Source organism: Planktothrix prolifica NIVA-CYA 540 (assembly GCF_963864145.1).
Taxonomy (GTDB): domain Bacteria; phylum Cyanobacteriota; class Cyanobacteriia; order Cyanobacteriales; family Microcoleaceae; genus Planktothrix; species Planktothrix agardhii.
Map to the genome: position 1 here is coordinate 3478734 of NZ_CAWLTW010000001.1, position 23338 is coordinate 3502071.

Consider the following 23338-nt stretch of genomic DNA (forward strand, 5'->3'; position numbering starts at 1 on the left):
TTAATCTAATTTATGGTTTATAGTTTCATCTTTTTAAGAACGGGATTAGGAACATCATCCCGTTCAATAGGATATCCGTGATAACCATCAACATTATCCGGTTGAAATTCATAAAACTTACCATTTTTATACCCATAAAACTTTTTCCCATACAACCAATTATTACGGTAGCTTTCATTCAAGACTTCTTGAGCTTCTGCATCACTTAAATCCATCAATGTTCCTTTCACTCCTCGTTCACCTTGCTTACGATGTTTAGGGCTGGGGATATATTTAGGTAGTAACTTTTTAGCTTGACTAACATAGTTCAAATTAGTAATTTCTATTAAATGGTATTTCCCATCTGTAGTAAATTTAATTTTAAGAGATTCTTTTGAGAAAGCAGGAGCTTTTGGTAAACTGATAATTTTGCTCATGATATGATCATAAATTTGGAAATATACAACACCTGCTAAAGAACTTTTAGAAACATCTTTTTCCTTGAATTCACATTTAAAAAAAGGAATTTCTTCTCTTTTTAATTTGTCCTCAAGTTCGCGATCAATAAAAGGGCCTTTCCGAGTTATTTGTAAAAACAGGCTAAATTGATTATTTTTATTTTTTTTCCTCTCTAAGTTTTGTTTGTTCCGCAACCATTCTGCTACTGTTAAATTTGGTGAAATTTGACAAGCCCAAAAATTACTATGTATTCTAACTGGAATTCCTTTATAAATTTTATCAAATTCTTCAATTATTTCAAATACAGCAGTCATCAGGTTATCTGCTTCATCATAATTATTTTCTGCTTGTCCAAGAAATGAAAGTTCATTAATCACGACGTACATTATAAGTTAGCTCCATTAAGTCATTTTCACGTTGATCAAAAAAGCCTTCGGGCCATTCATCAATCCGCCCGTCTTGATCTATATTAGGAGATATTATTTCTGTTAACATTTTTCCTTGTATTTTTTCCCGTTTAAAATAGTGAATTTGTACTTCTTTAGAATTGATTTCACCATGTTTAACAGCTAAACAAATTCCATCCAAAACATGATCACTATGGGTTTCTACAACAATTTGAATCCCACAACTTGCTGCAATTCCTAAAAGTTCGCCCATTTGAGATTGTCCTTTAGGATGTAGATGAGATTCTGGATTTTCAACAATAATTAAAGTTTCGGGTTCAGCAGCCAGAATTGCTACTAAAATAGGTAAAGTATATGTGACTCCAAAACCCACATTAAAGGGACTATAACCTCTACTTTCTTTAAAAGAATATATAAGTCTTACACGCTGGGTTTGTAAGTTTGGTTCAGTTTTGATTAAAATTCCAGGGCTTATTTCTCCCATCCAAGCATCAACTTGATCTTTTAAACTGAGTGATTTTGCTTTAGGATGACTTAATTTTTCATTGGGGATATCTTTATTTCCAAAAGTGTCTAAAAAATGAGTTGCATACTCTCCATTTATTCCAAGTTGTTTTTTTTGAATCACATCAAACTCTGACATTGGGTATGAGATTTGAGGCCCAATTCGTTCTGCTTTTAAGTAATGAAATTTTTTATCCTTAAAAATGCTAGATTTATAAATTTCAGGTTCAACTTTCTCTGATGCCACTTCTAAAACATTTAATTCTTTAGAAGAACTAAAGCACCAAACTCCTTTTTGTCCATTTTCTAAATCTATTTCAAATTTAATTAATTCATCTTCTGCATACTCAAAAAGTGCGTCTTGTCCTGTACCAATATATACTTGTTCATCGTTTAAAATTAAACCCTTGTTAGGAAGAAAATCTCTTTGATATGAACGACGTAACAGCATCAACGCTTGTAAAACAGAAGATTTTCCGGTACTATTTAAACCTGATAATAAGGTCAAAGGTTTAAAAGAGATGCTTTGATCTTGAAAAGACTTAAAATTGATTAGCTGTAAATTTTTAATCATTTCAAAACTTCCTTAATAATTGTTTCAATATGGGCTAAACGTTTTTTGACACTTTCTTTATTTCCTGTACTTCTATAAATTATAGCATCAAATTCACCGTTTTGTTTTCTATTTAAAAGATTATGATATAAATTATTTTTACAATGAGCTAAAATTTGTATAGCATGATCATCTAATCGATCTAAGTTAACAGACCAAGCCTCAAATAGAGCTTTATTGATAGGATACCGTCTTTTCCGCTCAGGTGACTTGGGTTTACGAAAAGCATCTTTACCAAATATCTGAAAAGCTGCATCCATCGCTCGTTCAAAACGCTGTCTTAGTAATTCAATTTCTTGCTCACTCATTTGGTTTATCTGAGCCATTTTGTCATTTAAAAAAACATCATAATCTTTAAAATTATATTCAAAACTATGACTATCCGTTAAAGCTAAAAATCTCAAAATACACTCCTGATCTAACATTCTTTTGGCTTTTAAACTGTTACCTGTAGTGTTTTTAAAAGATTTTAGGTTTGCTAGATATTTTAATAAATTTGTCGCTTGACCTTGATTTTTTGCATAACGCATTTCCTGTGAAGACAAAGGAGAACCACCTCGATTAATTCGCTTATATAAGCTAAAAATAACATCTTTAGATGTTCCTCTTAAGATTAAAAATATAGTTAATTCTGTTTCTCTAATTCGTCGCCTTAAATAATTAGGAATATCAGAAGATTTGCCTCCATTAAGCTGATCTAAAAATTCCAAATTTTTTAATTCTAAGGTTTCTTCTATTAAAAATTCTTTAAAAGTGGTTAACCGTTGTATTCCATCAATAACAAACCATTCTTCTTCATTTGTTGCATCAATATAAAAAGCTGGAATTGGAAAACGAATTAAAACAGATTCGATTAATCTACTTTTAGCTACTTGAGTCCAAATTCCTTGATTTCTTTGAAACTCTGGAGCTAAATTCAGTTGATTATTTTCCAATCTCGTTAGCAGTTGCTGAACCGTCATCGGTCGAGTTGAAACACTAATAGAATCAGGATCAAAAAACTCTGAAATTGTTAGTTCATCATCTGAGTTGAATAACATAATAATTATTAGTAAAAATTTTCAAATTCTAGGCGAAGTTCGATCGCATCTTGAATCCTTGACCTAAGCTCATCAAGGGATTTTACTTGTGTATGACAACCTTTAAAAGTAGGGACTGAAGCCACAAAATAACCATCAGAATCTTTATCAATCAGTACATTAAATTCTTTAATCATTTTCTAACCTCTAGTAAACCAAAATAGTGGCAAGTCTTACCTTGCCCCTATAATCCTATATCTATTTTAGCTAATTTTGTCAATTAAACCTTCGCATCTTCCTTAACTAACTTATCCCAACCTAAATCCTTGAGACTGTTATTCCGACGTAACGGCTGAGTTACTAACTCCAGAATATCCCGTGCATTTGGGCAAAGGTGAATTCTACCGACCATTTCGTATTAATACCACGGGCTTCTAAGGGGTTAGCATGAGCCATTGCGGTAATCACTAAATTCGATTTTAACTCATAAATTCGTTGAATTTGATTGTAATTATCCGGTTTTTCCACAATAGTAGGTATGCAATTGCGTAAGTCCTGATTCTATTAAAATGTTGTATGATAGAATAGTTAGGGTTAATCCAAATTACTTAATTAATCAAATCTAAAAATATGGTTAAATCTCTTGGCGATCGCTTACAGTCCATTGATTCTGAAACCTTAAAACAATGGCTAGATCAAGATAAAATTACTTTAATTGATGTTCGAGAACCTTCTGAACACGCTGGGGAATATATTGCCGGATCAATTCTAGTGCCTTTATCTACTTTTGATCCTAAAAATGTACCATCGGATTCCTCTAAACCCGTGGTTTTGTATTGTCAAACCAGTAACCGCAGTGGACAAGCGGCACAAAAATTATTGGCTTCGGGATTTGAACAGGTGAGCCACCTACAGGGGGGATTGAATACTTGGAAACAAGCGGGATATCCAACAGTTATTAATAAAAATGCTCCTATTAGTATCATGCGGCAGGTGCAAATTGTTGCCGGGTCATTGATTTTAACCGGGACTTTATTGGGGGCATTTGTTTCTCCGAATTTCCTATTTTTAAGTGGCTTTGTCGGAGCCGGATTACTATTTGCTGGAATTAGTAATACCTGTGCGATGGCAATGTTATTGGCAAAATTACCCTATAATCAGCGTGCGTAATTTAGGAAAAATGCGGGAATATTTTCCGATTTTAGATTGGGGATTAAATTACAAACGAGACGATTTAACCGGAGATTTAACCGCCGGAATTATTGTGGCGAGTTTATTAATTCCCCAGGGAATGGCCTATGCAATGCTGGCAGGTTTACCCCCAGAAGTGGGACTCTATGCCAGTATTTTTCCTCAGATTGTTTATGCGTTTTTGGGAACAGCTTCCATGCTATCTGTAGCTCCGGTGGCGGTGGATTCTTTAATGGTAGCAACGGCCGTTAGTGCGATCGCAACCGAAAACACACCGGAATATTGGGGGTATGCTTTAACCTTAGCCTTAATGGTAGGAATAATAGAACTCTTGATCGGAATTTGTCGGTTAGGATTTATAGCTAATTTCCTTAGTCAAGCGGTAATTTCTGGGTTTATTAGTGCGGCGGCAATTTTAATTGGATTTAGTCAAGTTAAGCATTTATTGGGAATTAAAATTCCTCAGACTGAATCATTTTTTAGTACAGTTATTTATATTATTAAAGAAAGTCCTAATCTAAATTTAGTAACTTTTAGTTTAGGAATTATTAGTCTAGCATTATTATTATATTTTAATCGCGGCTTAGGAAAACATCTTAAATCCCAAGGAATTCAGGAATCTCTGATTATACCGATCACGAAAAGTGCCCCTTTAATGGTAGTGATCGGTAGTTCAATATTAGTGGGATTATTACATTTAGATCAATTATTTGGAGTTAAAGTGATCGGAGAAATTCCTAAAGGGTTTCCACCTTTTACTATACCTAATTTTGATTTAAACAATATCCAATTATTAGGAACTTCTGCCTTAGCTATTAGTTTTGTTGGCTTTATGGAAGCCTTTTCTGTCGGTCAATTTTTAGCTAGTAAAAAACGCAAAAAGGTTGAAGCAAATCAAGAATTAATTGCTTTGGGAGCCTCAAATATAACGGCTGCATTCACCGGAGGTTATCCGATCACAGGAGGGTTAAGTCGTTCTGTGGTTAACTTCTCCGCCGGAGCAAATACAGCCTTAGCCTCAATCATTACGGCGTTATTTTTGATGTTAACAGTTTTGTTTTTTACTCCTTTATTTTATTATTTACCGCAAACAAGTTTAGCTGCAATTATTTTAGTCGCCGTTGGCAACTTACTCGATTTTGCCACTCTTAAACGGTTATGGAATTATAATAAACTCGATGGAATTACTTGGGTTAGTACCTTTATTGCGGTGTTGCTAACAAGTGCAGAACAGGGAATTATTTTGGGAGTATTAATTTCTCTAGTTTTATATTTATCACGAACCAGTAAACCCCATATTGCTGTTTTAGGACGGGTGGAAAATACGGAACATTTTCGCAATATTTTACGACATCCGGTAACGACTAGCCCCCATATTTTGGCGATAAGAATTGATGAAAGTTTGTATTTTGTAAATACTAAATATTTAGAAGATTATTTATTAAAACTGGTAACAGAACAGAAAGAAGTCGAATATTTACTGTTAGTTTGTAGTGGGATTAACTCGATTGATGGCAGTGCTTTAGAAACCCTACAACGTCTGATAGAAGATTTACACCAGATGAAAATTGAGTTTTATCTTTCTGAGGTCAAAGGCCCAATTTTTGATCAATTAGAAAAGGTTGGGTTTGTGGATAAATTGGGACGCGATCGCATTTTTTTAAGCACCGATCAAGCAATAAAAGAATTATCTCAACGGGTTTCCCTTTAACCCTTAATTGATTTGATAGTGGCATTCCCTGTTCTTTCTGACCTAAACATGGGATAATTTAACTATCTTGTGTTGAAAAGGATGCTGATGCACGATTCTACTGTAAAACCGATCACCCGTAATTTTTCACTGCTTGTGCCCGTACCTGAAATTCATTTGCTTTCCGGTCAGGATGTTTGTGAACAGGAAGGAAAAGTAGCGTTTGGGAGTCAAGATTTTGAAGTTTTTCGTAAACTTGACCAAGACCGAAATGATCGGGTCGTTAAGGTTTTTATCTATGCAACTTTGCAAGACAATCGTTCCTTTATTCCTAAAGTAACCTGGCAAGCCTTATATATTGGTCATTTAGACTCGCGCCGAGGTCGCCATCCCCAAGGGATGAAATATCGTCCAGCTACGGCGGCAACTGATGCTCCAAATTTTGCGATTTTTTGGGAAGTCACCGACCTCAAACCCTTAGATGTTCCCCTGAATATTTCTAATTTTAAAGCCGTTGGTAAAAAAGAAGTCTTTCAATCTCGATTTATTCCAGAAAAGCCGTTAATCATTCAATATTTTTAAGATATCTATAAATTTGGTATAAATTTTTCATGAGGTTAATCATGAGGTTAATAATGAATCGGCTTTTTTAACTCTGGCATTATTTAAACACTCTGCCATCAGTGCGATCGCGCAACCACTATTAATCAAAATCCACTACAATTAACTTGTGCTCATAGTCGTACAAGTAACAGCAATGAAAGTAGTAACGTTTAGCGAAGCGAAAAGCCAATTAAAAACGGTGTTAGATCGGGTAGTTGAAGATGCTGACTACACCATAATTACCAGACGCGATGCTGATCATGCAGTAGTCATGTCCCTTGATTATTTTAATGGTTTACTGGAAACGGTTCATTTATTAAAGTCGCCAGCCAACGCTGCTCATTTAGAACGTTCTATTGCCCAATATAGGCAGGGGAAAGCTCTTGAACATCAGTTGATAGATGAGTAACCGCATATTGGCTTGGACTGACGAGGCTTGGGACAATTATATTTACTGGCAAAATCAGGATCGAAAAACTCTCAAAAAAATTAATAAAATTATCAAAATCTGCCCACCTTACCCCTCTATTTCAAGAAAATTTATTCTATAATCTTACTAAGAAGAAATTTCAGAGAAAGAAATCAAATGACTAAATTAATACAAGAAACCTTTGAGCAAATTTCACGGCTTCCTGAAGAGCAACAAAATACTCTTGCAATATATCTACAGAAGCATCTGGATGAATTTTTACAAAAAGCTGAGAAAGAAAAGCGGATTGAAGAAGAAACTTATACGATTAATGATTTCAACGAGGAAACACAACAAGCAATCAAGAATATCGAAGAACAACAAAACTTAACAGTTTGCAATAATAAAAATGAGCTTTATAATGAATTAGGTATTTAATGCTATCACCTATTTTTGAAAATCGGTTTAAGAAAGACATCAAACGTTTACAAAAGCGGGGAAAAGATATGTCAAAGCTAAAAATAGTGATTGAAAAATTACTAGAAAATCAAGAACTAGAACCAAAATATAAAGATCATGCTTTAACAGGTAATTGGAAGGGATATAGAGATTGTCACATAGAATCTGACTGGCTTTTAATTTATAAAATCTCAGAAACCCATCTTTTTCTAGCTCGTTCAGGTTCACATTCAGATTTATTCTAAATTTTTAAGATATCCACAAATTAAGAACTCTTGCAAAATAATTTTATGGTATTATGGTAAGTTTTGCTCAATTTCATAAAATCCTAGAGACTAACCATTCTTCACAAATTTTTGCTAAAAACTCCATAAAATGGTAAAAATTGAAAGTGAATTTAGACAATAACTCTGCGATGAACACTCAATTTTATCTAAATTTGAAACCTCATGAATTTAAACGGAGATTTGGTGTCAAGATTCAAACCTTTCAAGAAATGGTTAATGCCATAGAGCAGTTCAGGTTAGAACATCCTAAAGATAGGAGAGGACGTCACACCCACCTGACTCTCCAAGAGCAAGTTTTAGTAGCCTTGGAGTATTGGCGAGAATACAGAACATATTTTCATATTGGGACAAATTGGGGAGTATCAGAATCAACTATTTGCCGAATTGTTGCTAATATTGAATCAACTTTAATCAAAACAGAAAAGTTTCGTATTCCGGGAAAAAAAGCATTAATTCAAGATTCTGGCTACCCCGAAATCGTAGTGATGGATGTCACAGAAACGGCTATTGAAAGACCGAAAAAAAAACAGAAAAAATATTACTCAGGAAAGAAAAAACATCACACACTCAAAATTCAGTTAGTAATTAATCAAGAAACTAAACAGATTATTTGTACAGATTTTGGAGAAGGACATTGCCACGATTTTAGCTTATTCAAAAAAAGCAAAATTCATTTTCACCCCCAAACTGATAGTTTACAAGATAGTGGCTATCAAGGGATTAAGGATTATCACTTGAATAGCTATGTACCCAAAAAGAAACCCAAAAATGGCAATCTTTCGGTCTTAGAAAAAGACTATAATCAAGCTTTGGCTCATCAACGAATTGTGATTGAACACGTTAATCGGAGCCTCAAAATTTTCAGGATCTTATCGAGTCGTTATCGAAATCGTCGTCGCCGTTATGGTCTTCGTTGTAATTTGTTGTCGGCCATTTATAATTATGAGTTGACACTCTTAGTCTGAAAGTGAAAATTTGTTATTATAGCATAGATTTTTTTTGCAAGAGGTCATTATGTATAAATTTTTCATGAGGTCTATTAAATATTCTCGCTTTCACAAGATATTGTAGGGGCGGGTTTAGTTTAGGGGCGGGTTTAGTTGGTTTTGGGGTGAGTTTTCTAGGTTGACTCGAACCCGCCCCTACGGGGTTTGATGAAAATTTAGGCGGAAAATGAGATAAACTATAGACAGCTTAATTTATCATCCCATTAATAATACCGTGTCTCCTCAACCTACAACTACTCTCAACCTCAAAGCACTCGCCGCTTTAGACGATCAGCTTTCTAATCGTTTTATTCATCTTGATCCGGCGGGATATTTTATTGTTTATATTGATCAAAAAGCAGGATTAATCTGTGCCGAACACTATACCAATGCTATCAATGAAAAAGGATTAGCTGTTGATCCTGAAACCGGAGAACCTTTCCCTTGTACGGGAAGTTTAAAGCGCGAACCCACGGCTATTTTTACTGGAAAAACCGCTAAGGAATTAGGGATTAAAATTACTGAAGAAACCCAACCCTGTCCTATTAGTTGTTTAGATCATGCGTTGTATCTGGGACGGGAATTTGTGCGGGCGGAAATCGCCCTAATTTCTGGGTCTGATTATATTCAAGATTAAAATTAGCTAGAGACGTTGCTACCAACGTCTCCATCCTCTTGATTAGAGATCGCCGCCACGAAAAGCTAGTAAGATAATGACTGCCGGGCCAGCAACCACAATCAGACCTAACATTGTCAACTGTGCAATAAGCTCAAAGTTGATATTGCCCAAAAAACTTGTAATTGCGTCCATTATTCCTCCAAATTTAACGGGTGTAAATATTGACTGTTTGTAAAAATCAACAGTTGATCTTACCAGGCGATCGCACCTTCATTTTAATATTTTTCACAAAACGCAATACAATGACCGGGATATTGAACCCAAAAGCAGTAATCCGGTTTCCTATTCCCTGGGATAGAGGATAGAGTGGCTGATCTGAGATATAAGGACTAATCTAAGGACAGAACGCGGTAATCGTGGTAAAGTCATGCTGATCAAACCCATTTTAATAAATTCCAAATCACTTGAATGCACATTGCTTGGCTTGGAAAAAAATCACCCTTTTGCGGTAACGTTACCTATTCCCGGGAAATCACTAACGCCCTGTTAGACCGGGGCCATCGAGTCAGCTTTCTGCACTTTGCTCAGGAAGGAACGAACGACCGCAACCCAGAATGGCAACTGGAAAACGGTAACTGGAAAATCTCTACCGAGGACAAAAATGGCAAGGTGACACCCTTTCCCATGACTCAGGAGGTGTCTTTACCCTGTCTGTATAAGTCTCAAGTCTATACAATTCCCACCCTCAGTTCTAGTAAAGTCTTAACCAAATCCCTAAAACGGTTGAAACCCGATTTGGTTCATGCGTCCCTGACTCTTTCACCGTTGGATTTTGTCTTACCTGAAATTTGTGCAGAACTGAATATCCCCCTGGTGGCGACCTTTCATACGCCCTTCTACCACAAATTGCGGAATTTCCAATCGGGGACACAACATTTAACCTATCAAATTTACGCGCCTTTTTTAGCAAACTATGACCGTGTGATTGTCTTTTCCCAAGTCCAACGGGAGATGTTAAACCGTCTAGGAGTCGAAAAACACAGGGTAGCGGTGATTCCTAATGGAGTCGATGGGTCGAAATATTCTCCTGGGCCATCGAGCTTTAAGGAGGAATTAGGGGCGGAACGGGTTTTTGTTTATCAAGGCCGTTTGGCTACGGAAAAGAACGTAGAGTCACTACTCAAAGCCTGGAAGAAGTCGGACATGGGGCCAGGTTGTCTATTGGTCATCGTTGGTGATGGGCCCTTAGCCCCCTCTCTCCAAGCCTCCTATGGGCCAGAGGATGGGATTATCTGGTTTGGGTTCATCGGGGATGAAGACCGACGGATTGAAATTTTGCGAGGGGCGGATGTTTTTGTTTTACCGTCGATGGTGGAGGGGTTATCGATCTCGTTATTAGAGGCGATGTCCTGCGGTACGGCTTGCGTGGCGACGGATGCGGGGGCGGATGGGGAAGTGATGGAAGGCGGCGCGGGAATTATTATGAAGACCGAGGGCGTGACTTCCCAACTACGAACTCTGTTACCGCTATTGCGAGATCATCCTGAAATGATCCCCCTGGTGGGTCAGAAAGCCCGTCAACGGGTTTTAGAACGCTATACCCTGAGTCAAAATATCACTCAGTTGGAACATCTCTATCGAGATTTGTTACAAGAACAGCGTTTAGAATTCAGCCACGTTGTTTAGAGAATCAGTTAAATCAGTTATCAGTTATCAGTCATCAGTTATCAGTTTAAGAGTGATCAGTTTATTGATTTTTCATTCCTAAGTTTTCCCTTCAATTATTCCCTCGGCTTCATGAACAATTGCCCTCAACTGTTCAATCATATTTTGACTTGCTGTTTGCCAGAATTGGCGTTGATGGGCTTCTAATAATCTTTCTGCCATATCGCGTAACGCCCAAGGATTTTTTTCTTGAATAAATTGTTGTACTTTCTGATCGAAAATATAAGCATTTGCCACCCCTTCATACATGAAATCTTCAACACAATTTGCTGTCACATCATAGGCGAATAAAAAATCAACGGTTGCTGATAGCTCAAAAGCTCCTTTATAGCCATGTCGCATGACTCCAGCTATCCATTTAGGGTTAATAACCCGGGAACGATATACCTGAGAAATTTCTTCTTTTAAAAGTTTAACTTTTGGGTTTTCAGGAATAGCATTATCTCCGAAATAAATCTCAGGATTTTCTCCCGTCAAGGTTCTAACCGCAACGGTCATTCCTCCTTGAAATTGATAATAGTCATCGGAATCTAATAAATCATGTTCTCGGTTATCTTGATTTTGCAGAACAATTTGCATATTTTCTAACCGATTTTGAAAGGCTTCTGACGCAGAAATTCCCTGTTGATAGCCAGAATTTGTGCTGGTATAAGCGTAACTACTCCAGTTAATATAGGCTGTTGCTAAATCTTGATCTGTTTGCCAGTTTTGGGATTCAATTAATCCTTGTAAACCTGCCCCATAAGCACCGGGTTTAGACCCAAAAATTCTCAAGCGCGATCGCAAATTTGCCTGTTCAATTGTTAACCCTTCTTGCATCCAAAATTGGGTTTCCTGTTGAACTTTGGCGGCTAAAGGATTTTGATCTTCAGTTTCATCTAAATTAGAAACAGCAATTACCGCCTGATCAAATAGATCAATTAAATTGGGAAAAGCATCTCTAAAAAACCCTGAAATCCTTAGTGTAACATCCACCCGGGGACGACCTAAAATAGAAACTGGTAATATTTCAAAATCAACTACTCGTCGCGAAGGATAATCCCAAACAGGTTTTACGCCTAATAATGCTAAGGCTTCAGCGATATCATCTCCCCCAGTTCGCATTGTTGAAGTTCCCCAAACCGATAATCCTAAAGTGCGGGGATATTCGCCATTTTCTTGGGTATAACGTTCAATTAATACTGATGCGGCTAATTCCCCAACTCTCCAAGCAGTTTCTGTAGGAATAGCCCGAATATCAACGGAATAAAAATTACGTCCGGTGGGTAAAACATCGGGTTTTCCTCTTGTTGGCGCCCCCGATGCACCACTCTTGATAAATCGACCGTCTAAACCTTTTAATAGATTGGTAATTTCTTCGGAAGTTCTCAATAAATTGGGTAATAATTTATTCTGAATCCAGTTGAGTTCTTTTTGGATTAATTCTGTAGATTTGACCCCCCCTAACCCCCCTTGGTAATGGGGGAACTGGAATTGTTATTAAAAAACTCTTGTTCCCCCACTTGGCAAGGGGGGGCTAGGGGGGGGTAATTCTTCAACAAAAGTAGAAGTTAAAAACTCTTGTTCCCCCACTTGGCAAGGGGGGGCTAGGGGGGGTAATTCTTCAATTAAATTAATCGCATATTCTTCAATAACTGCCACCCCATCCCCAACAGTTCGACAAAATTGATGATTAATAGTTTGATTAATAATTTCCCCATAATCTGATGTTAAAGGATCAAATTCTAACTGCCAATCTTGGGCGATCGCGCGAGTTAAACCCAATCGTTTATTGTCAGGATGACGGGCTATAGAAATAATTAAATCCCTTAATTGTTCACCCTGGGGGCATTGCCCAAAAATATGTAATCCATCCCGAATTTGTGCCTCTTTTAACTCACATAAATAGCGATCTAATTCACTAAAGATGGAACCTTGATCCTGTAAAACTGCCTGTTTATTAAGTTTGGGTAAACCCAATTCTTCCTCTAAATTTTCCTGTTGAATTAACTGAATAATTCTTTCTGAAATTAACAATAACCGCGAGGGATCTAAACTTTGAGCTTGATAATATTCATCCATTAACCCTTCTAACTGTTGTAATGATCCATATAATTCCGCACGGGTTAAAGGAGGGGTTAAATGGTCTAAAATTACCGCTTGAGAACGACGTTTAGCTTGGGTTCCCTCCCCTGGATCATTAACAATAAATGGATAAAAATTTGGCAATGCACCTAGAGCTATTTCAGGATAACAGTTTTCTGATAATCCTACACTTTTACCCGGCAACCATTCCAAATTCCCATGTTTTCCTAAATGAATAATAGCATCGGCTTGAAATTGCGATCGCAACCAATAATAAAACGCCAAATAATCCGGTGTGGGTTCTAAATCCGGGGCATGATAATTTAAGTTAGGATCAAGATCATAGCCCCGAGAAGGTTGTATCCCGATAAAAATATTTCCCCGTTGAATCCCTGAAATAGCAAAGCCTTTAGCGGTCTTTTGTTCCTCTTGAAAATGATCTTTCCATCGGTTATTAATAGCAGTTTGAATGGCGATGGGTAAGGTTAAAAAATAGTCTTGATAGTCTGCAAAGGATAAACTTTGATCAATAGATCGCAACTCCCAACCTTCAGGATCATTTGTGATTCCTGATGTTAATTGATCAATTAATTCTTCTCCGGTTTCAGGAGAATTTTCTAGGAAATATCCCGCTTCTTCTAAGGCTTTTATAATTTCAATACAACTGGCTGGCGTATCCAAACCCACTCCATTTCCTAAGCGTCCATCTCGACAGGGATAGTTAGCTAAAATAATCGCAATGTTTCGTTTTGATGGGGGTTTCTGTTGTAAATTAATCCAATTTTTGGCTAACTCAGCGACAAATTTAATCCGATTTTGCACCGCCACATATCTAACAACATTGGTTTCTAAGGTAGGATGCCAATTTTCAATAGCTTTAAAAGAAATCACCCGACTAATAATTCGTCCATCCACTTCGGGTAACGCGACATTCATCGCAATATCCCTGGGGGAAAGTCCCATAAAATTATTTTCCCATTGTTCTAAACTTCCCCCACTTAAAATTACTTGTAATACTGGAATATCCAAGGAAAATAATGGGGGTTGACTACTATCTTCTGAAGTCGAAGAAATCGAAAAACTGGTGGTATTAATTAATAATTGAATATTAGAATTAAAATAGTTTAAAACTTCCGTTTGTATGTCGGGATCTCGTAGAGAAGAAACAAAAATAGGAATAGGTTTTAACTGATATTCAACTAATGCTTGACATAAAGAATCAATCGGATCTAAATTTCCAGATAAGTAATGAGCGCGATAAAATAGAATCCCAACCCCAGCACTATAATCATCGGATTTTGCCGATTGATTCCACTGATAATAACCCACTTTTGGAATTGTAACTGGCGGAATAATCGGATAATTTTTATTAAAAATATGATTGCCAATTAATAACAGAGCATTGGCAAAATTATCAACTCCGGCTTCAGTTAAATAGCGCCAAACTTGATCAACAATAGATAATGATACTGTGGAATGACTGATTAAATCTGGGTCGGGACGATCTTCACCCGGAAGGATAATTAATTGAGTTTTAGTTTTAGCAAAAATGTCTTGTAAAACTTCTAATCCATAGGGCCAATAGGAACGTCCTCCTAATAGTCTTAAAATAATAACTTGGGCTTTTTCTAAAACAGTTTCTGCGTAGGTATCAATGGTTAATTGTTGTTGTAATTGTAATAAATTTGTTACCCGCAACGCCGGAAAATCAGCCGGAAGTTTGGATACCACCGTGGCCAAGGTTTGAATATCCGTATCCGCCGCCGTTAAAAAAATAATTGGTGCGGGGGTTTGTTCAATAAAAATCACTCCGTCTGTATCGGGGTTCCATCCGCCGGGTGTGGCTGCAATTCTGTGCATTTTAATTCAAAAAATAGGTTTAATTTCAGGTCTCTAAAATTATAAATTCTAATAATTTATATTCTCATTCTAACGGATTTGTTCAATACAATTTGACATGGATTAGTTGACAAAATTTTAAATTTACATAATTTACTTAAATTCTGTCCTATTATATTATATCATGATTGGAGTGAAAAAGAGTATATATTTCTTGAACTGTTCCAGCTAATTCCTTACAGGATACACCCATTTAGATGGCTCAGTCTTAATCCTTTACAAATGTAGAGGATCAATATCAATTGTAATATAAACAGAACCAGAATTAAAATCAGAAAATTTAGGTAAAATCATAGAAGAATCTTGAGTAGTTTTAATTAAAATTTGCCACCGATAACGATTAGCAACCCTAAGAATCGGAGCCGGAGCCGGGCCCAATAATTCAAAATCAGAATTAGGATTATTTTCTAATAAAAATTCTGCTAATCTTTGAGCAGTTTGTTCAACATCTTGCTGATTAAAACTACTTAAACGTAATAAAATTAAACGACCATAGGGGGGATAATTTAACTCCTGTCGCTGTTCTAATTCCATAGCAACAAAAGACTCATAATCATGACGTTGTACCGCTTGAATCACCGGATGTTCGGGGGTATAGGTTTGTAAAATTACTCGCCCAGGATCATTCCCTCGCCCCGCCCGTCCTGCGACTTGGACTAAGGTTTGAAAAGCCCGTTCACTGGCGCGATAATCTGATAAATGTAATAACCCATCTGCTGATACAATTCCGACTAAACTAACGGACTCTAAATCTAATCCTTTAGTTAACATTTGGGTTCCCACTAATAGATCCGCTTCTCCATTAGCAAACTGAGTTAATAGGGTGCGATGGGCATTTTTTCGGGAGGTAGTATCACTATCAAAGCGAATACATTTTAACTCAGGAAATAACCGATTTAATTCTTCTGTAACCCGTTGAGTTCCACTACCAAAATGTTTAAAATAAGGAGAATCACACTCAGGACAACGTTGGGGATAGAGTTGACTATAATTACAATAATGACATCTCAAAAGTTGGGCGGCATTTTGATGTTCATGATGATAGGCTAAGGAGACATCACAATGGGGACATTCCATCACATAACCGCAACTGCGACAGGAAACAAAGGTACTATGTCCCCGACGATGAATAAATAATATCCCCTGTTGACCTGTGGCTTTTAATTGATGTAGGGCGGTTTGTAAATCATAACTAAAAATAGAGCGATTTCCTTGACGCAATTCTTGACGCATATCGACTATTTTTATAGGCGGCATTGGTCGCGCTTGAATGCGTTCGGGAAGGGATAAATAAAACCGATTTTCTTGGTTTTTTTGTTTAATTTCTAACCAACTTTCTAAGGAGGGAGTTGCTGATCCTAATATTAAGGGACAATTTTCTAATTCCGCCCGCCATTGGGCAACTTTTCGGGCATGATAACAGGGAGAAGGTTGATCTTGTTTGAAACTGCTATCATGTTCTTCATCTAAAATAATTAATCCTAATTTCGGTAAAGGTGCGAAAATAGCTGAACGAGTTCCGATAATAACATAGGGTGTCCCTGTTAACATTTGTCGCCAAGTGTCATAACGTTCTGTTTGAAAACCACTATGATAAACTAAAACTTGATCACCAAAACGCGCACGAACTCGATCAGTAAGTTGTGGAGTTAAACCGATTTCGGGTACTAAGAGAATAACGGATTTTTGTTGGTTTATAACAGGTGCGATCGCTTGTAAATAAACTTCTGTTTTTCCTGATCCAGTCACACCATGCAATAAAGCTTCAGAAAATCCAGTGAGATTGTTAATAATTTCCAGAGCTTTTAATTGAGAATGATTAAGTTTTTTAGGTTGATCTTGGAGTTGTTCTATTTCTTGAGCTAGTCTTAAAACTTCCCTTTCTTCAATTTCAATATAACCTTTTTCTGCAAGAACTTTTATAGTATTATAAGTTGTATTACAAGTCTTAACAAAATCACTTAACCACATTTCACCACTGTTATTCTTGAGAAAAATAAGAATTTCACGATGTCGTTTATGTAGCTTTTCTACTAAAAAAGGATCAACAGCTAAAGATATAGATGCTTTTAGTTTTGGTTTCGGACGATTAGAATCATCCGAATAAAGTTCAATCCAACCTCGATTTAATAAATCTTTTTGTCCTTGTTGAGCATTAATTACTTTTTGATTAATTTCTTTCCAACTTAAATCATTATCTTGTTCTAGTAACAGAGAAAGTATCTTTTTAGCAGATGTTCTTAAAAGTTCAGAAGCACCTGGAGGAATGGCTTCTTTAATTAAACGAATACGCAGTTGAGGTGTACTTAATAAACCCGGAGGTAATGAGGTGCGAATAACGTCAATTAGTTCAGTCTGATAATAACTAGAGATTTGTGTAAGTAGCTGGCATAAATTTTGAGGTAAATAGGCTTGATCAACCTCTGATACTGCTTTAATTTCCTCTGATTTCCAATGAGGAGGAAGTTGATTAATAAATTGAATAACTATTCCTCTTTTGATTTGATTCCTAACAGGAATACTCACAATACACCCTAATTGCACATTCATTTGTAATGGCACTCTATAAGTGTATAGTTTTGGTGTCTCTACATCTTTTGGATCTGTTATTGTTTGAGTTGAACCAAAATAAACTAATACTTCAACAAATTGTTCTGAACCCACAGAAGAACCACCCGAATCATCCTGATAGTAAGATGCACCAGATTCGGCAACAATAAACTTAGATTGATCGCAAGTCAAAGAAGACATCAGTAGTTTTTGTTGAGGATTAATATTGAGAAGGGTGGCGGGTAACGGAGCCGGAAAACCGAACACCGACACCGCTTAGATTAAGTATTACCTAATAAATCAACGATCGCTTGTCGTTCAGAAGATTGGTTATGAAAAACTTGACGGGTATCCGTAATCAACCAATCCAGGGCTGCCGCTTGGACATCAATAGAAGCCCCCAGCTTGTCCACACAATAGCGCCCAAATACCAATTTATCAACTAAACGCACTCCCGGCCCCAAACGGGAATATTCAAAAATCACACTATTGTCCACATAGGCATCGCTGCAAACCCAGCAATTCGGGCCAATCATTGTCGGGCCAATAATCGTCGCTCCGTCTTCAATTCGAGTCATCCCCCCAATATAAACCGGGCCTTGGATATTAACTTTATCCCAATTCACCGCTACATTCAGCCCCGTATATATGCCAGGGCGCACCTGTTGACCAGGGATAGAAACATTTTTAATATATCCTAACAGCACACTGCGAATTGCTTGCCAATAGTCAGGGACTTTCCCAATATCCACCCATTCAAAATCCATAGAAATCCCATAAAATGGGGCTCCAATTTCAACTAAATGGGGAAATAATTCACTACCAATATCATATTCACACCCGGAAGGAATATATTTAAAAATCTCTGGCTCAAAAATATAAATCCCCGTATTAATATCTGTACTGAGGGCTTCATTCACCGAGGGTTTTTCTTGGAAGGCTTTAATCCGGCCTGTTTCATCAGTTACCACAACTCCATAACTAGAAACTTGCTCTTTAGGAACAGATTTCATCACAATGGTGGCAATGGCTCCCTTTTCTCTATGCCATTTTACGGCTGCGGCTAAATCTAAATCAATTAACGCATCGCCACATAAAACCACAAAAGTATCATCAAAAAAGGGATTAAAGTCTTGAATTCTTTTCATCCCTCCCGCCGAACCTAATGCTTCTCCAATTAAATTTCCGTCTTCAATTCGTCCTTCAAAAGAATAGGCAATATGAACGCCAAACTTTTGACCATCACGAAAATAGTTTTCAATTTCATTAGCTAAATGACTGACATTGACCATAATTTGATCAAAACCGTGTGTTCGTAGTAATTCCACCAAAAATTCCATCACCGGTTTTTGCAGGATCGGAATTAAAGGTTTAGGAATGGTATAAGTAATTGGACGGATACGAGTTCCTTTTCCAGCCGCCAGAATCATGGCTTTCATATTCACTTCCTCACAACCCTAAGCTATGTTTAAAATTATCCACTCAAATTCAACTGACTAATCAGAATCGCTAAATGCCTTGTATGCACCAAGCACTGATACAGCATAACTGCTCTATTCTACAATCTGAGTTTTGAGTCTATTCATCAATTAATAGCCTATCAAGGTTCATGTTGCTTAATCCGTAGGATTCCAGAAAACTTCAACTTACACGATTTCAAGACTTTGTAGGTGGTTCTGTTAAAGAACGAACCTTCAGGTCTTGGTAAAATTCCTCTTGAGCGAGTTCCACTTTAGATTGGGCCGATAATAATAATAATGCCCAAAACACCCCCACCCGATCATGATTGGGGCCATGCTGAATCGGGGTTTCTTCCGGGGACGGAGCCTGTTCCGGTTGCTTCATCTCCAACCACAGACCTAGTAACTGCTCCAAATCAAACCATTCTGGAATCTGTTGTGATCCTGAATTCAAAAGCTGTTCGACCTGTGCCGCCATTTCAACTAAATTTTCTTGATGGGCTAATTCAGCGATCGCCTTGGCGGTAGTGGCTCTGCTTTTAGCGTTGTTGGCGCGGGGACGGGGACGGGCTTTTTGGGCGGCAATGGTATCGGCCATCAGTTGCAACTGTTCAATCAGTTCTTGCAACGTCACTTGCCGTTTTTGGGGAATTTTGGCAACAGCCCGCCGCCGGATTTGTTTTTCCAGTTGTTGGGGGCGTTGAATCCCATTTCCCTCATCTTCAGGGTCTAGGAATTCTTCCCCTTCCATGGGGCCAGCATTCGGGTCGAGGATTTCCGTCGCCATTAAACTATCAGCCTTGAGCAAGACTAACATCGAGGCATACAAAAACGCCTGACCCGACTGGGACAACTCGGCAAAATTGTTGCTCGAGCTTGATTCCTCTGGGGGGGTTAGTTTACTCAAATAACGATCAATTACGTCGATGACCTGCACATCCCAAGGATCAATTTCTCCCCGTTGTGCCAAGTCAATTAGGAGCGCAATCCCCTCTGAGAGAGCCGTTAACGCATCTTGAGGGGTGGCAAGGGGTGGGGGAATGGGTTCGATGGGTTTAGGGCTATAAATTGCGGAATCGCCTGAAATCACTGAAGGTTCAAAGCTCAGTAGTTCGCTGAATATCTAAATTATTGTAGACTAAAACCTTTGTTTCTTAACAATACGATCTGCTCAATCAGTTGTTTTTTGATAAACTGGGTTTTAGATTAATGTCAGGGATTGAAAAAATCGAACCCTGAAAACATTTATTTGAACTGATCTACCCAAAAACCCCCACCTTAGACGAAGTGCAACCTGCGGAGAATAATGGCGGACTGTGTATTGATGTTCCACAATTTATGAGTAAAAAATCCAAGAGTTTAAAATATGCCTAGAGTAAGTTCACAATTATCCGATCTTCAGTGGGTCAAGCAAGTCCATGATTTCTTAATTGAAGTCGCCCGCGCTTCTTTGGCAGATACTCCTAAATTACCTGATAGTGTTTCCACTCAAGCCTTACCTTTAGCCCAAAAAGCCCAGAATATTCAGCAAAAAGTTGCCAAAACAGGTTGGCAATCTGAAAAAAGCCAATGGATTGAACAGGTGCGTCAACTATTACTAGAATTGTCTCGGGTTGCTTTAGGAGAACGTCCTAAACTCCCTGAAAATATTGCTCAACGGGCCCTAACCTTGGCAGAAACAGCCCAGGATATTCACGAAGACTCAGCCGATTCTGGAGAAGATGATGATTCAGAGGAGGGTCGGTACGAGACAGACAATTCCTCTGAGGAGGCCTCAGTTAATGATTTATTTAAGCATCTAAAAGACCGTTTAACCACGGAACAGCAAACTGCTAATGGGACTGGAGATGCCCAGTGGCAGCAATTGTTAACCTTACTGGATATGGTTCACCAGACCTATAACAGAATTCAAAAATCCTAATCTATTCCGACTCTGTTGAGGGTATATCCTATTTGTTTCGGTGTTCAGTGTGTCCGCGACCCCCGGCTACGGATAAAATAGAAGTTGATTCAATTCCCGTGTTTTCTGTAGCCATGACTCAAACAATTGATTTCCTTAGCCATCTAAATACCTGCCAACGTCAGGCGGTGGAACATTTTTGTGGCCCGATGCTGGTGGTGGCGGGGGCAGGTTCGGGTAAAACACGGGCTTTAACCTATCGCATCGCTAATTTAATTCGCAGTCATCGGGTTCATCCTGAGAACATTTTGGCGGTGACTTTTACTAATAAAGCTGCCAAGGAAATTAAAGAACGGGTTGAGTTAATTTTTGCTCAACAACAGGCAGAACTCGAATTTGGAAAACCCTTATCAGCTTTAGCTGCCGATGAACAAACTCGCTTGAAATCAAAGGTTTATCGCAGTATTAGCAAACATCTTTGGATGGGAACCTTCCATAGTTTATGCGCTCGGATTCTAAGATATGATATTAATAAATATCAAGACGAAAGTGGCAGAAAGTGGGATAAGAATTTCTCCATCTTTGATGAAGATGATGCTCAAAAATTGGTTAAGTATATCGTTCTTAAAGATATGAATTTGGACGATAAGAAATTTGAGCCTAAAAAAATTAGATATTCGATTAGTAATGCTAAAAACCTGGGGTTTTCGCCTCAACAATATGCCAGGGAAAATCCTGATTATTATGGTAGAGTCGTATCGGAAGTTTATAGTTCCTATCAATCTCAATTAGCTTCAAATAATGCTTTAGATTTTGATGATTTAATTAGAGTAACCGTTGATTTACTCAGTCAAAATGAGCAAGTATTAGCCTATTGGCATCAAAAATTCTGCCATATTTTAGTAGACGAATATCAAGATACTAACCGCACTCAATATAATTTAATTCGGTTATTAGTTACGAATGGGGAAAACCCCAGAACCATTAAAAATTGGCAAAATCGTTCTATTTTTGTGGTGGGAGATGTGGATCAATCTATTTATTCATTTCGGATGGCAGACTATAAAATATTGTTAGAATTTCAACAGGATTTTGGCGATCGCCTCCCCGATGATGATACTCGTACTATGATTAAACTGGAGGAAAATTATCGCTCCCGGGAAAATATTTTACAAGTAGCAAATCATCTGATTCAACAAAATACCGAACGCATTGATAAAATCCTCCGTCCCACCCGAGGAGAAGGGCTACCAATTTATTGTTATCGAGCAGATGATGAAGTAGATGAAGCCAAATTTATTCTATCACAAATTCAAGAAATTAGTCAACAAAATCCCGAATTAGATTATGGTGCGTTTGCCATTTTATATCGAACCAACGCCCAATCTCGCGCCCTAGAAGATGTGTTATTAAGAAATAATATTCTCTATACCGTTGTCGGGGGATTAAGGTTCTATGACCGCAAAGAAATCAAGGATTCCATATCGTATTTACGAGTAATTGCTAACCCGGCCGATAGTATTAGTTTACTTAGAATTATTAATGTTCCCCGTCGAGGTATTGGTAAAACCACTATTGATGGGTTATTCAATGCGTCTAAACAGTTAGGAATACCCCTTTGGGAAGTGCTTAGTGATGAAGATTCTGTTAATACCATAGCCGGACGTTCAGCAAAATCCGTAAATCAATTTGCCCAAACTATTAAAACTTGGCAAGAACGCCTAGAAGACCATTCCGCCATGCAAATTTTAGAAGGAATTTTACAGGATGCGGGTTATATTCAAGACTTGAAAAATGAAGGAACAGATGAAGCCGAAAACCGCTTAGAAAATATTAAAGAATTGACGAATGCCGTCTCCCAATTTCAAGAGGAATATGAGGATAATACCCTGGGTGGATTTTTAGCCAGTGCCTCCTTAGCTTCCGATTTAGATAACTTAAAAGAAGGACAACAAGCGGTTTCCTTATTAACCCTCCATGCGGCTAAAGGATTAGAATTTCCCATCGTCTTTTTAGTTGGTTTAGAACAGGGACTTTTCCCCAATTATCGCAGTTTAAATGACCCCTTATCTATTGAAGAAGAACGACGTTTATGTTATGTTGGAATTACTCGTGCCCAGGAACAGTTATTCTTAACCCATGCTTGTCAACGGCGGTTATGGGGAACTTTAGAATCCTGTATCCCCTCAATGTTTTTACAAGAATTACCCGAAGGATTAATTCATAGTTATACTCCTCCCATTCAACCCAAAACAACTAAAAATAAAAATAAGGGAATTAAACAAGAGTCAAAATCACCAACTGAGATTAAACAACCTGCCAAAAGTGACAAATTAGAATCGAATGTTAAGGACTGGAAAGTTGGGGATAAAGTCTTTCATCGTACCTTTGGGATTGGAGAAGTAACCCACATTTTCTCAAATAAAGATAAAATGTCTTTAGCGATTAAATTTGGCAGTCTCAGTCCTAAAATTCTTGACCCAAATACTGTTCCCTTACAACGTTTCAAATAATC

The 23338-nt window shown here is 37.6% G+C and carries 22 protein-coding genes and 1 pseudogene; 12 read left to right on the plus strand and 11 right to left on the minus strand.

Annotated elements, in window-relative coordinates:
* Positions 1 to 17: 17 nt before the first annotated feature.
* The 5 genes and pseudogenes from AC559H_RS15540 to AC559H_RS15560 form a co-directional block, all read right to left on the minus strand.
* Positions 18 to 815, minus strand: a complete 798-nt coding sequence (locus tag AC559H_RS15540) for a hypothetical protein (RefSeq protein ID WP_026798796.1) — start codon at positions 813 to 815, stop codon at positions 18 to 20.
* Complete coding sequence (locus AC559H_RS15545) at positions 808 to 1923, minus strand: DUF3696 domain-containing protein (protein ID WP_026795949.1); 1116 nt, start codon at positions 1921 to 1923, stop codon at positions 808 to 810. The genes AC559H_RS15540 and AC559H_RS15545 overlap by 8 nt, the downstream gene beginning before the upstream one ends.
* Positions 1920 to 3002: a DUF262 domain-containing protein gene (locus AC559H_RS15550; protein WP_051319548.1), complete on the minus strand. Its 1083-nt coding sequence runs from the start codon at positions 3000 to 3002 to the stop codon at positions 1920 to 1922. Before AC559H_RS15550 ends, AC559H_RS15545 begins: the two co-directional genes overlap by 4 nt.
* 8 nt (positions 3003 to 3010) lie before the next feature.
* Positions 3011 to 3178 (minus strand): type II toxin-antitoxin system HicB family antitoxin, encoded by a 168-nt coding sequence (locus AC559H_RS15555; protein WP_071782617.1) that lies wholly within the window; start codon positions 3176 to 3178, stop codon positions 3011 to 3013.
* 83 nt (positions 3179 to 3261) lie between these two features.
* A pseudogene (locus AC559H_RS15560) lies at positions 3262 to 3518 on the minus strand (ferredoxin:protochlorophyllide reductase (ATP-dependent) subunit N); the annotation flags it as partial.
* A gap of 93 nt (positions 3519 to 3611) precedes the next feature.
* Between AC559H_RS15560 and AC559H_RS15565 the strand changes: the two are divergent.
* The 9 genes from AC559H_RS15565 (at position 3612) to AC559H_RS15605 (ending at position 9243) form a co-directional block, all read left to right on the plus strand.
* Complete coding sequence (locus tag AC559H_RS15565; protein ID WP_026785377.1) at positions 3612 to 4151, plus strand: rhodanese-like domain-containing protein; 540 nt, start codon at positions 3612 to 3614, stop codon at positions 4149 to 4151.
* The gene (locus AC559H_RS15570; protein ID WP_237745559.1) at positions 4144 to 5883 is read left to right on the plus strand and encodes a SulP family inorganic anion transporter; all 1740 of its coding nucleotides are present in this window, start codon (positions 4144 to 4146) and stop codon (positions 5881 to 5883) included. Before AC559H_RS15565 ends, AC559H_RS15570 begins: the two co-directional genes overlap by 8 nt.
* Positions 5884 to 5970: 87 nt before the next feature.
* Complete coding sequence (locus tag AC559H_RS15575) at positions 5971 to 6444, plus strand: hypothetical protein (protein WP_026785376.1); 474 nt, start codon at positions 5971 to 5973, stop codon at positions 6442 to 6444.
* A gap of 175 nt (positions 6445 to 6619) precedes the next feature.
* Positions 6620 to 6874, plus strand: a complete 255-nt coding sequence (locus tag AC559H_RS15580) for a type II toxin-antitoxin system Phd/YefM family antitoxin (RefSeq protein ID WP_026785375.1) — start codon at positions 6620 to 6622, stop codon at positions 6872 to 6874.
* Positions 6867 to 7016: a type II toxin-antitoxin system YoeB family toxin gene (locus tag AC559H_RS15585; protein ID WP_081693770.1), complete on the plus strand. Its 150-nt coding sequence runs from the start codon at positions 6867 to 6869 to the stop codon at positions 7014 to 7016. The genes AC559H_RS15580 and AC559H_RS15585 overlap by 8 nt, the downstream gene beginning before the upstream one ends.
* 35 nt (positions 7017 to 7051) lie before the next feature.
* Complete coding sequence (locus AC559H_RS15590) at positions 7052 to 7312, plus strand: hypothetical protein (RefSeq protein WP_026795951.1); 261 nt, start codon at positions 7052 to 7054, stop codon at positions 7310 to 7312.
* Complete coding sequence (locus AC559H_RS15595; protein ID WP_026795952.1) at positions 7312 to 7578, plus strand: type II toxin-antitoxin system YafQ family toxin; 267 nt, start codon at positions 7312 to 7314, stop codon at positions 7576 to 7578. Before AC559H_RS15590 ends, AC559H_RS15595 begins: the two co-directional genes overlap by 1 nt.
* 170 nt (positions 7579 to 7748) lie before the next feature.
* Positions 7749 to 8585: an IS5 family transposase gene (locus tag AC559H_RS15600; RefSeq protein WP_036834550.1), complete on the plus strand. Its 837-nt coding sequence runs from the start codon at positions 7749 to 7751 to the stop codon at positions 8583 to 8585.
* A gap of 256 nt (positions 8586 to 8841) precedes the next feature.
* On the plus strand, positions 8842 to 9243 hold the full coding sequence (locus tag AC559H_RS15605) for a DUF4346 domain-containing protein (RefSeq protein WP_026795954.1): 402 nt from the start codon (positions 8842 to 8844) through the stop codon (positions 9241 to 9243).
* A gap of 42 nt (positions 9244 to 9285) precedes the next feature.
* Here AC559H_RS15605 and psb30 read toward each other — a convergent pair whose 3' ends face one another.
* Positions 9286 to 9417: a photosystem II reaction center protein Ycf12/Psb30 gene (gene psb30, locus AC559H_RS15610; RefSeq protein WP_026795955.1), complete on the minus strand. Its 132-nt coding sequence runs from the start codon at positions 9415 to 9417 to the stop codon at positions 9286 to 9288.
* Positions 9418 to 9693: 276 nt separating this feature from the next.
* Between psb30 and AC559H_RS15615 the strand changes: the two genes are divergently transcribed.
* A complete protein-coding gene (locus AC559H_RS15615; protein ID WP_026785371.1) occupies positions 9694 to 10911 on the plus strand; it encodes a glycosyltransferase family 4 protein in 1218 nt (405 codons plus the stop codon).
* A 78-nt stretch (positions 10912 to 10989) separates the two neighbouring features.
* Here AC559H_RS15615 and AC559H_RS15620 read toward each other — a convergent pair whose 3' ends face one another.
* The 5 genes from AC559H_RS15620 to AC559H_RS15640 all read right to left on the minus strand — a co-directional run bounded on the left by AC559H_RS15620 (position 10990) and on the right by AC559H_RS15640 (position 19965).
* The gene (locus AC559H_RS15620) at positions 10990 to 12321 is read right to left on the minus strand and encodes a cobaltochelatase subunit CobN (protein WP_431602506.1); all 1332 of its coding nucleotides are present in this window, start codon (positions 12319 to 12321) and stop codon (positions 10990 to 10992) included.
* A gap of 108 nt (positions 12322 to 12429) precedes the next feature.
* Entirely contained in the window at positions 12430 to 14874 is a 2445-nt protein-coding gene (gene cobN / locus AC559H_RS15625; RefSeq protein WP_202806354.1) for a cobaltochelatase subunit CobN, read from the minus strand.
* Positions 14875 to 15129: 255 nt separating this feature from the next.
* Complete coding sequence (priA, locus tag AC559H_RS15630; RefSeq protein WP_026795956.1) at positions 15130 to 17664, minus strand: primosomal protein N'; 2535 nt, start codon at positions 17662 to 17664, stop codon at positions 15130 to 15132.
* An 80-nt stretch (positions 17665 to 17744) separates the two neighbouring features.
* Positions 17745 to 18902 (minus strand): nucleotidyltransferase family protein, encoded by a 1158-nt coding sequence (locus AC559H_RS15635; RefSeq protein WP_026785366.1) that lies wholly within the window; start codon positions 18900 to 18902, stop codon positions 17745 to 17747.
* Between the two features lie 217 nt (positions 18903 to 19119).
* Positions 19120 to 19965: a segregation/condensation protein A gene (locus AC559H_RS15640; RefSeq protein ID WP_026785365.1), complete on the minus strand. Its 846-nt coding sequence runs from the start codon at positions 19963 to 19965 to the stop codon at positions 19120 to 19122.
* A 324-nt stretch (positions 19966 to 20289) separates the two neighbouring features.
* Here AC559H_RS15640 and AC559H_RS15645 point away from each other — a divergent pair, with 324 nt between their 5' ends.
* Both AC559H_RS15645 and pcrA read left to right on the plus strand, forming a co-directional pair.
* Complete coding sequence (locus AC559H_RS15645) at positions 20290 to 20844, plus strand: hypothetical protein (protein WP_026785364.1); 555 nt, start codon at positions 20290 to 20292, stop codon at positions 20842 to 20844.
* A gap of 113 nt (positions 20845 to 20957) precedes the next feature.
* Positions 20958 to 23336 (plus strand): DNA helicase PcrA, encoded by a 2379-nt coding sequence (gene pcrA, locus AC559H_RS15650; protein ID WP_026795957.1) that lies wholly within the window; start codon positions 20958 to 20960, stop codon positions 23334 to 23336.
* Positions 23337 to 23338 lie beyond the last annotated feature (2 nt).

Bases quoted from the DNA above. Each gene is read 5' to 3' on its own strand.
- AC559H_RS15545 (WP_026795949.1), bottom strand. From the start codon at position 1,923: ATGATTAAAAATTTACAGCTAATCAATTTTAAGTCTTTTCAAGATCAA.
- AC559H_RS15550 (WP_051319548.1), bottom strand. From the start codon at position 3,002: ATGTTATTCAACTCAGATGATGAACTAACAATTTCAGAGTTTTTTGAT.
- AC559H_RS15555 (WP_071782617.1), bottom strand. From the start codon at position 3,178: ATGATTAAAGAATTTAATGTACTGATTGATAAAGATTCTGATGGTTAT.
- AC559H_RS15565 (WP_026785377.1), top strand. From the start codon at position 3,612: ATGGTTAAATCTCTTGGCGATCGCTTACAGTCCATTGATTCTGAAACC.
- AC559H_RS15575 (WP_026785376.1), top strand. From the start codon at position 5,971: ATGCACGATTCTACTGTAAAACCGATCACCCGTAATTTTTCACTGCTT.
- AC559H_RS15580 (WP_026785375.1), top strand. From the start codon at position 6,620: ATGAAAGTAGTAACGTTTAGCGAAGCGAAAAGCCAATTAAAAACGGTG.
- AC559H_RS15585 (WP_081693770.1), top strand. From the start codon at position 6,867: ATGAGTAACCGCATATTGGCTTGGACTGACGAGGCTTGGGACAATTAT.
- AC559H_RS15590 (WP_026795951.1), top strand. From the start codon at position 7,052: ATGACTAAATTAATACAAGAAACCTTTGAGCAAATTTCACGGCTTCCT.
- AC559H_RS15595 (WP_026795952.1), top strand. From the start codon at position 7,312: ATGCTATCACCTATTTTTGAAAATCGGTTTAAGAAAGACATCAAACGT.
- AC559H_RS15600 (WP_036834550.1), top strand. From the start codon at position 7,749: ATGAACACTCAATTTTATCTAAATTTGAAACCTCATGAATTTAAACGG.
- psb30 (WP_026795955.1), bottom strand. From the start codon at position 9,417: ATGGACGCAATTACAAGTTTTTTGGGCAATATCAACTTTGAGCTTATT.
- AC559H_RS15615 (WP_026785371.1), top strand. From the start codon at position 9,694: ATGCACATTGCTTGGCTTGGAAAAAAATCACCCTTTTGCGGTAACGTT.
- cobN (WP_202806354.1), bottom strand. From the start codon at position 14,874: ATGCACAGAATTGCAGCCACACCCGGCGGATGGAACCCCGATACAGAC.
- priA (WP_026795956.1), bottom strand. From the start codon at position 17,664: ATGTCTTCTTTGACTTGCGATCAATCTAAGTTTATTGTTGCCGAATCT.
- AC559H_RS15635 (WP_026785366.1), bottom strand. From the start codon at position 18,902: ATGAAAGCCATGATTCTGGCGGCTGGAAAAGGAACTCGTATCCGTCCA.
- AC559H_RS15645 (WP_026785364.1), top strand. From the start codon at position 20,290: ATGCCTAGAGTAAGTTCACAATTATCCGATCTTCAGTGGGTCAAGCAA.
- pcrA (WP_026795957.1), top strand. From the start codon at position 20,958: ATGACTCAAACAATTGATTTCCTTAGCCATCTAAATACCTGCCAACGT.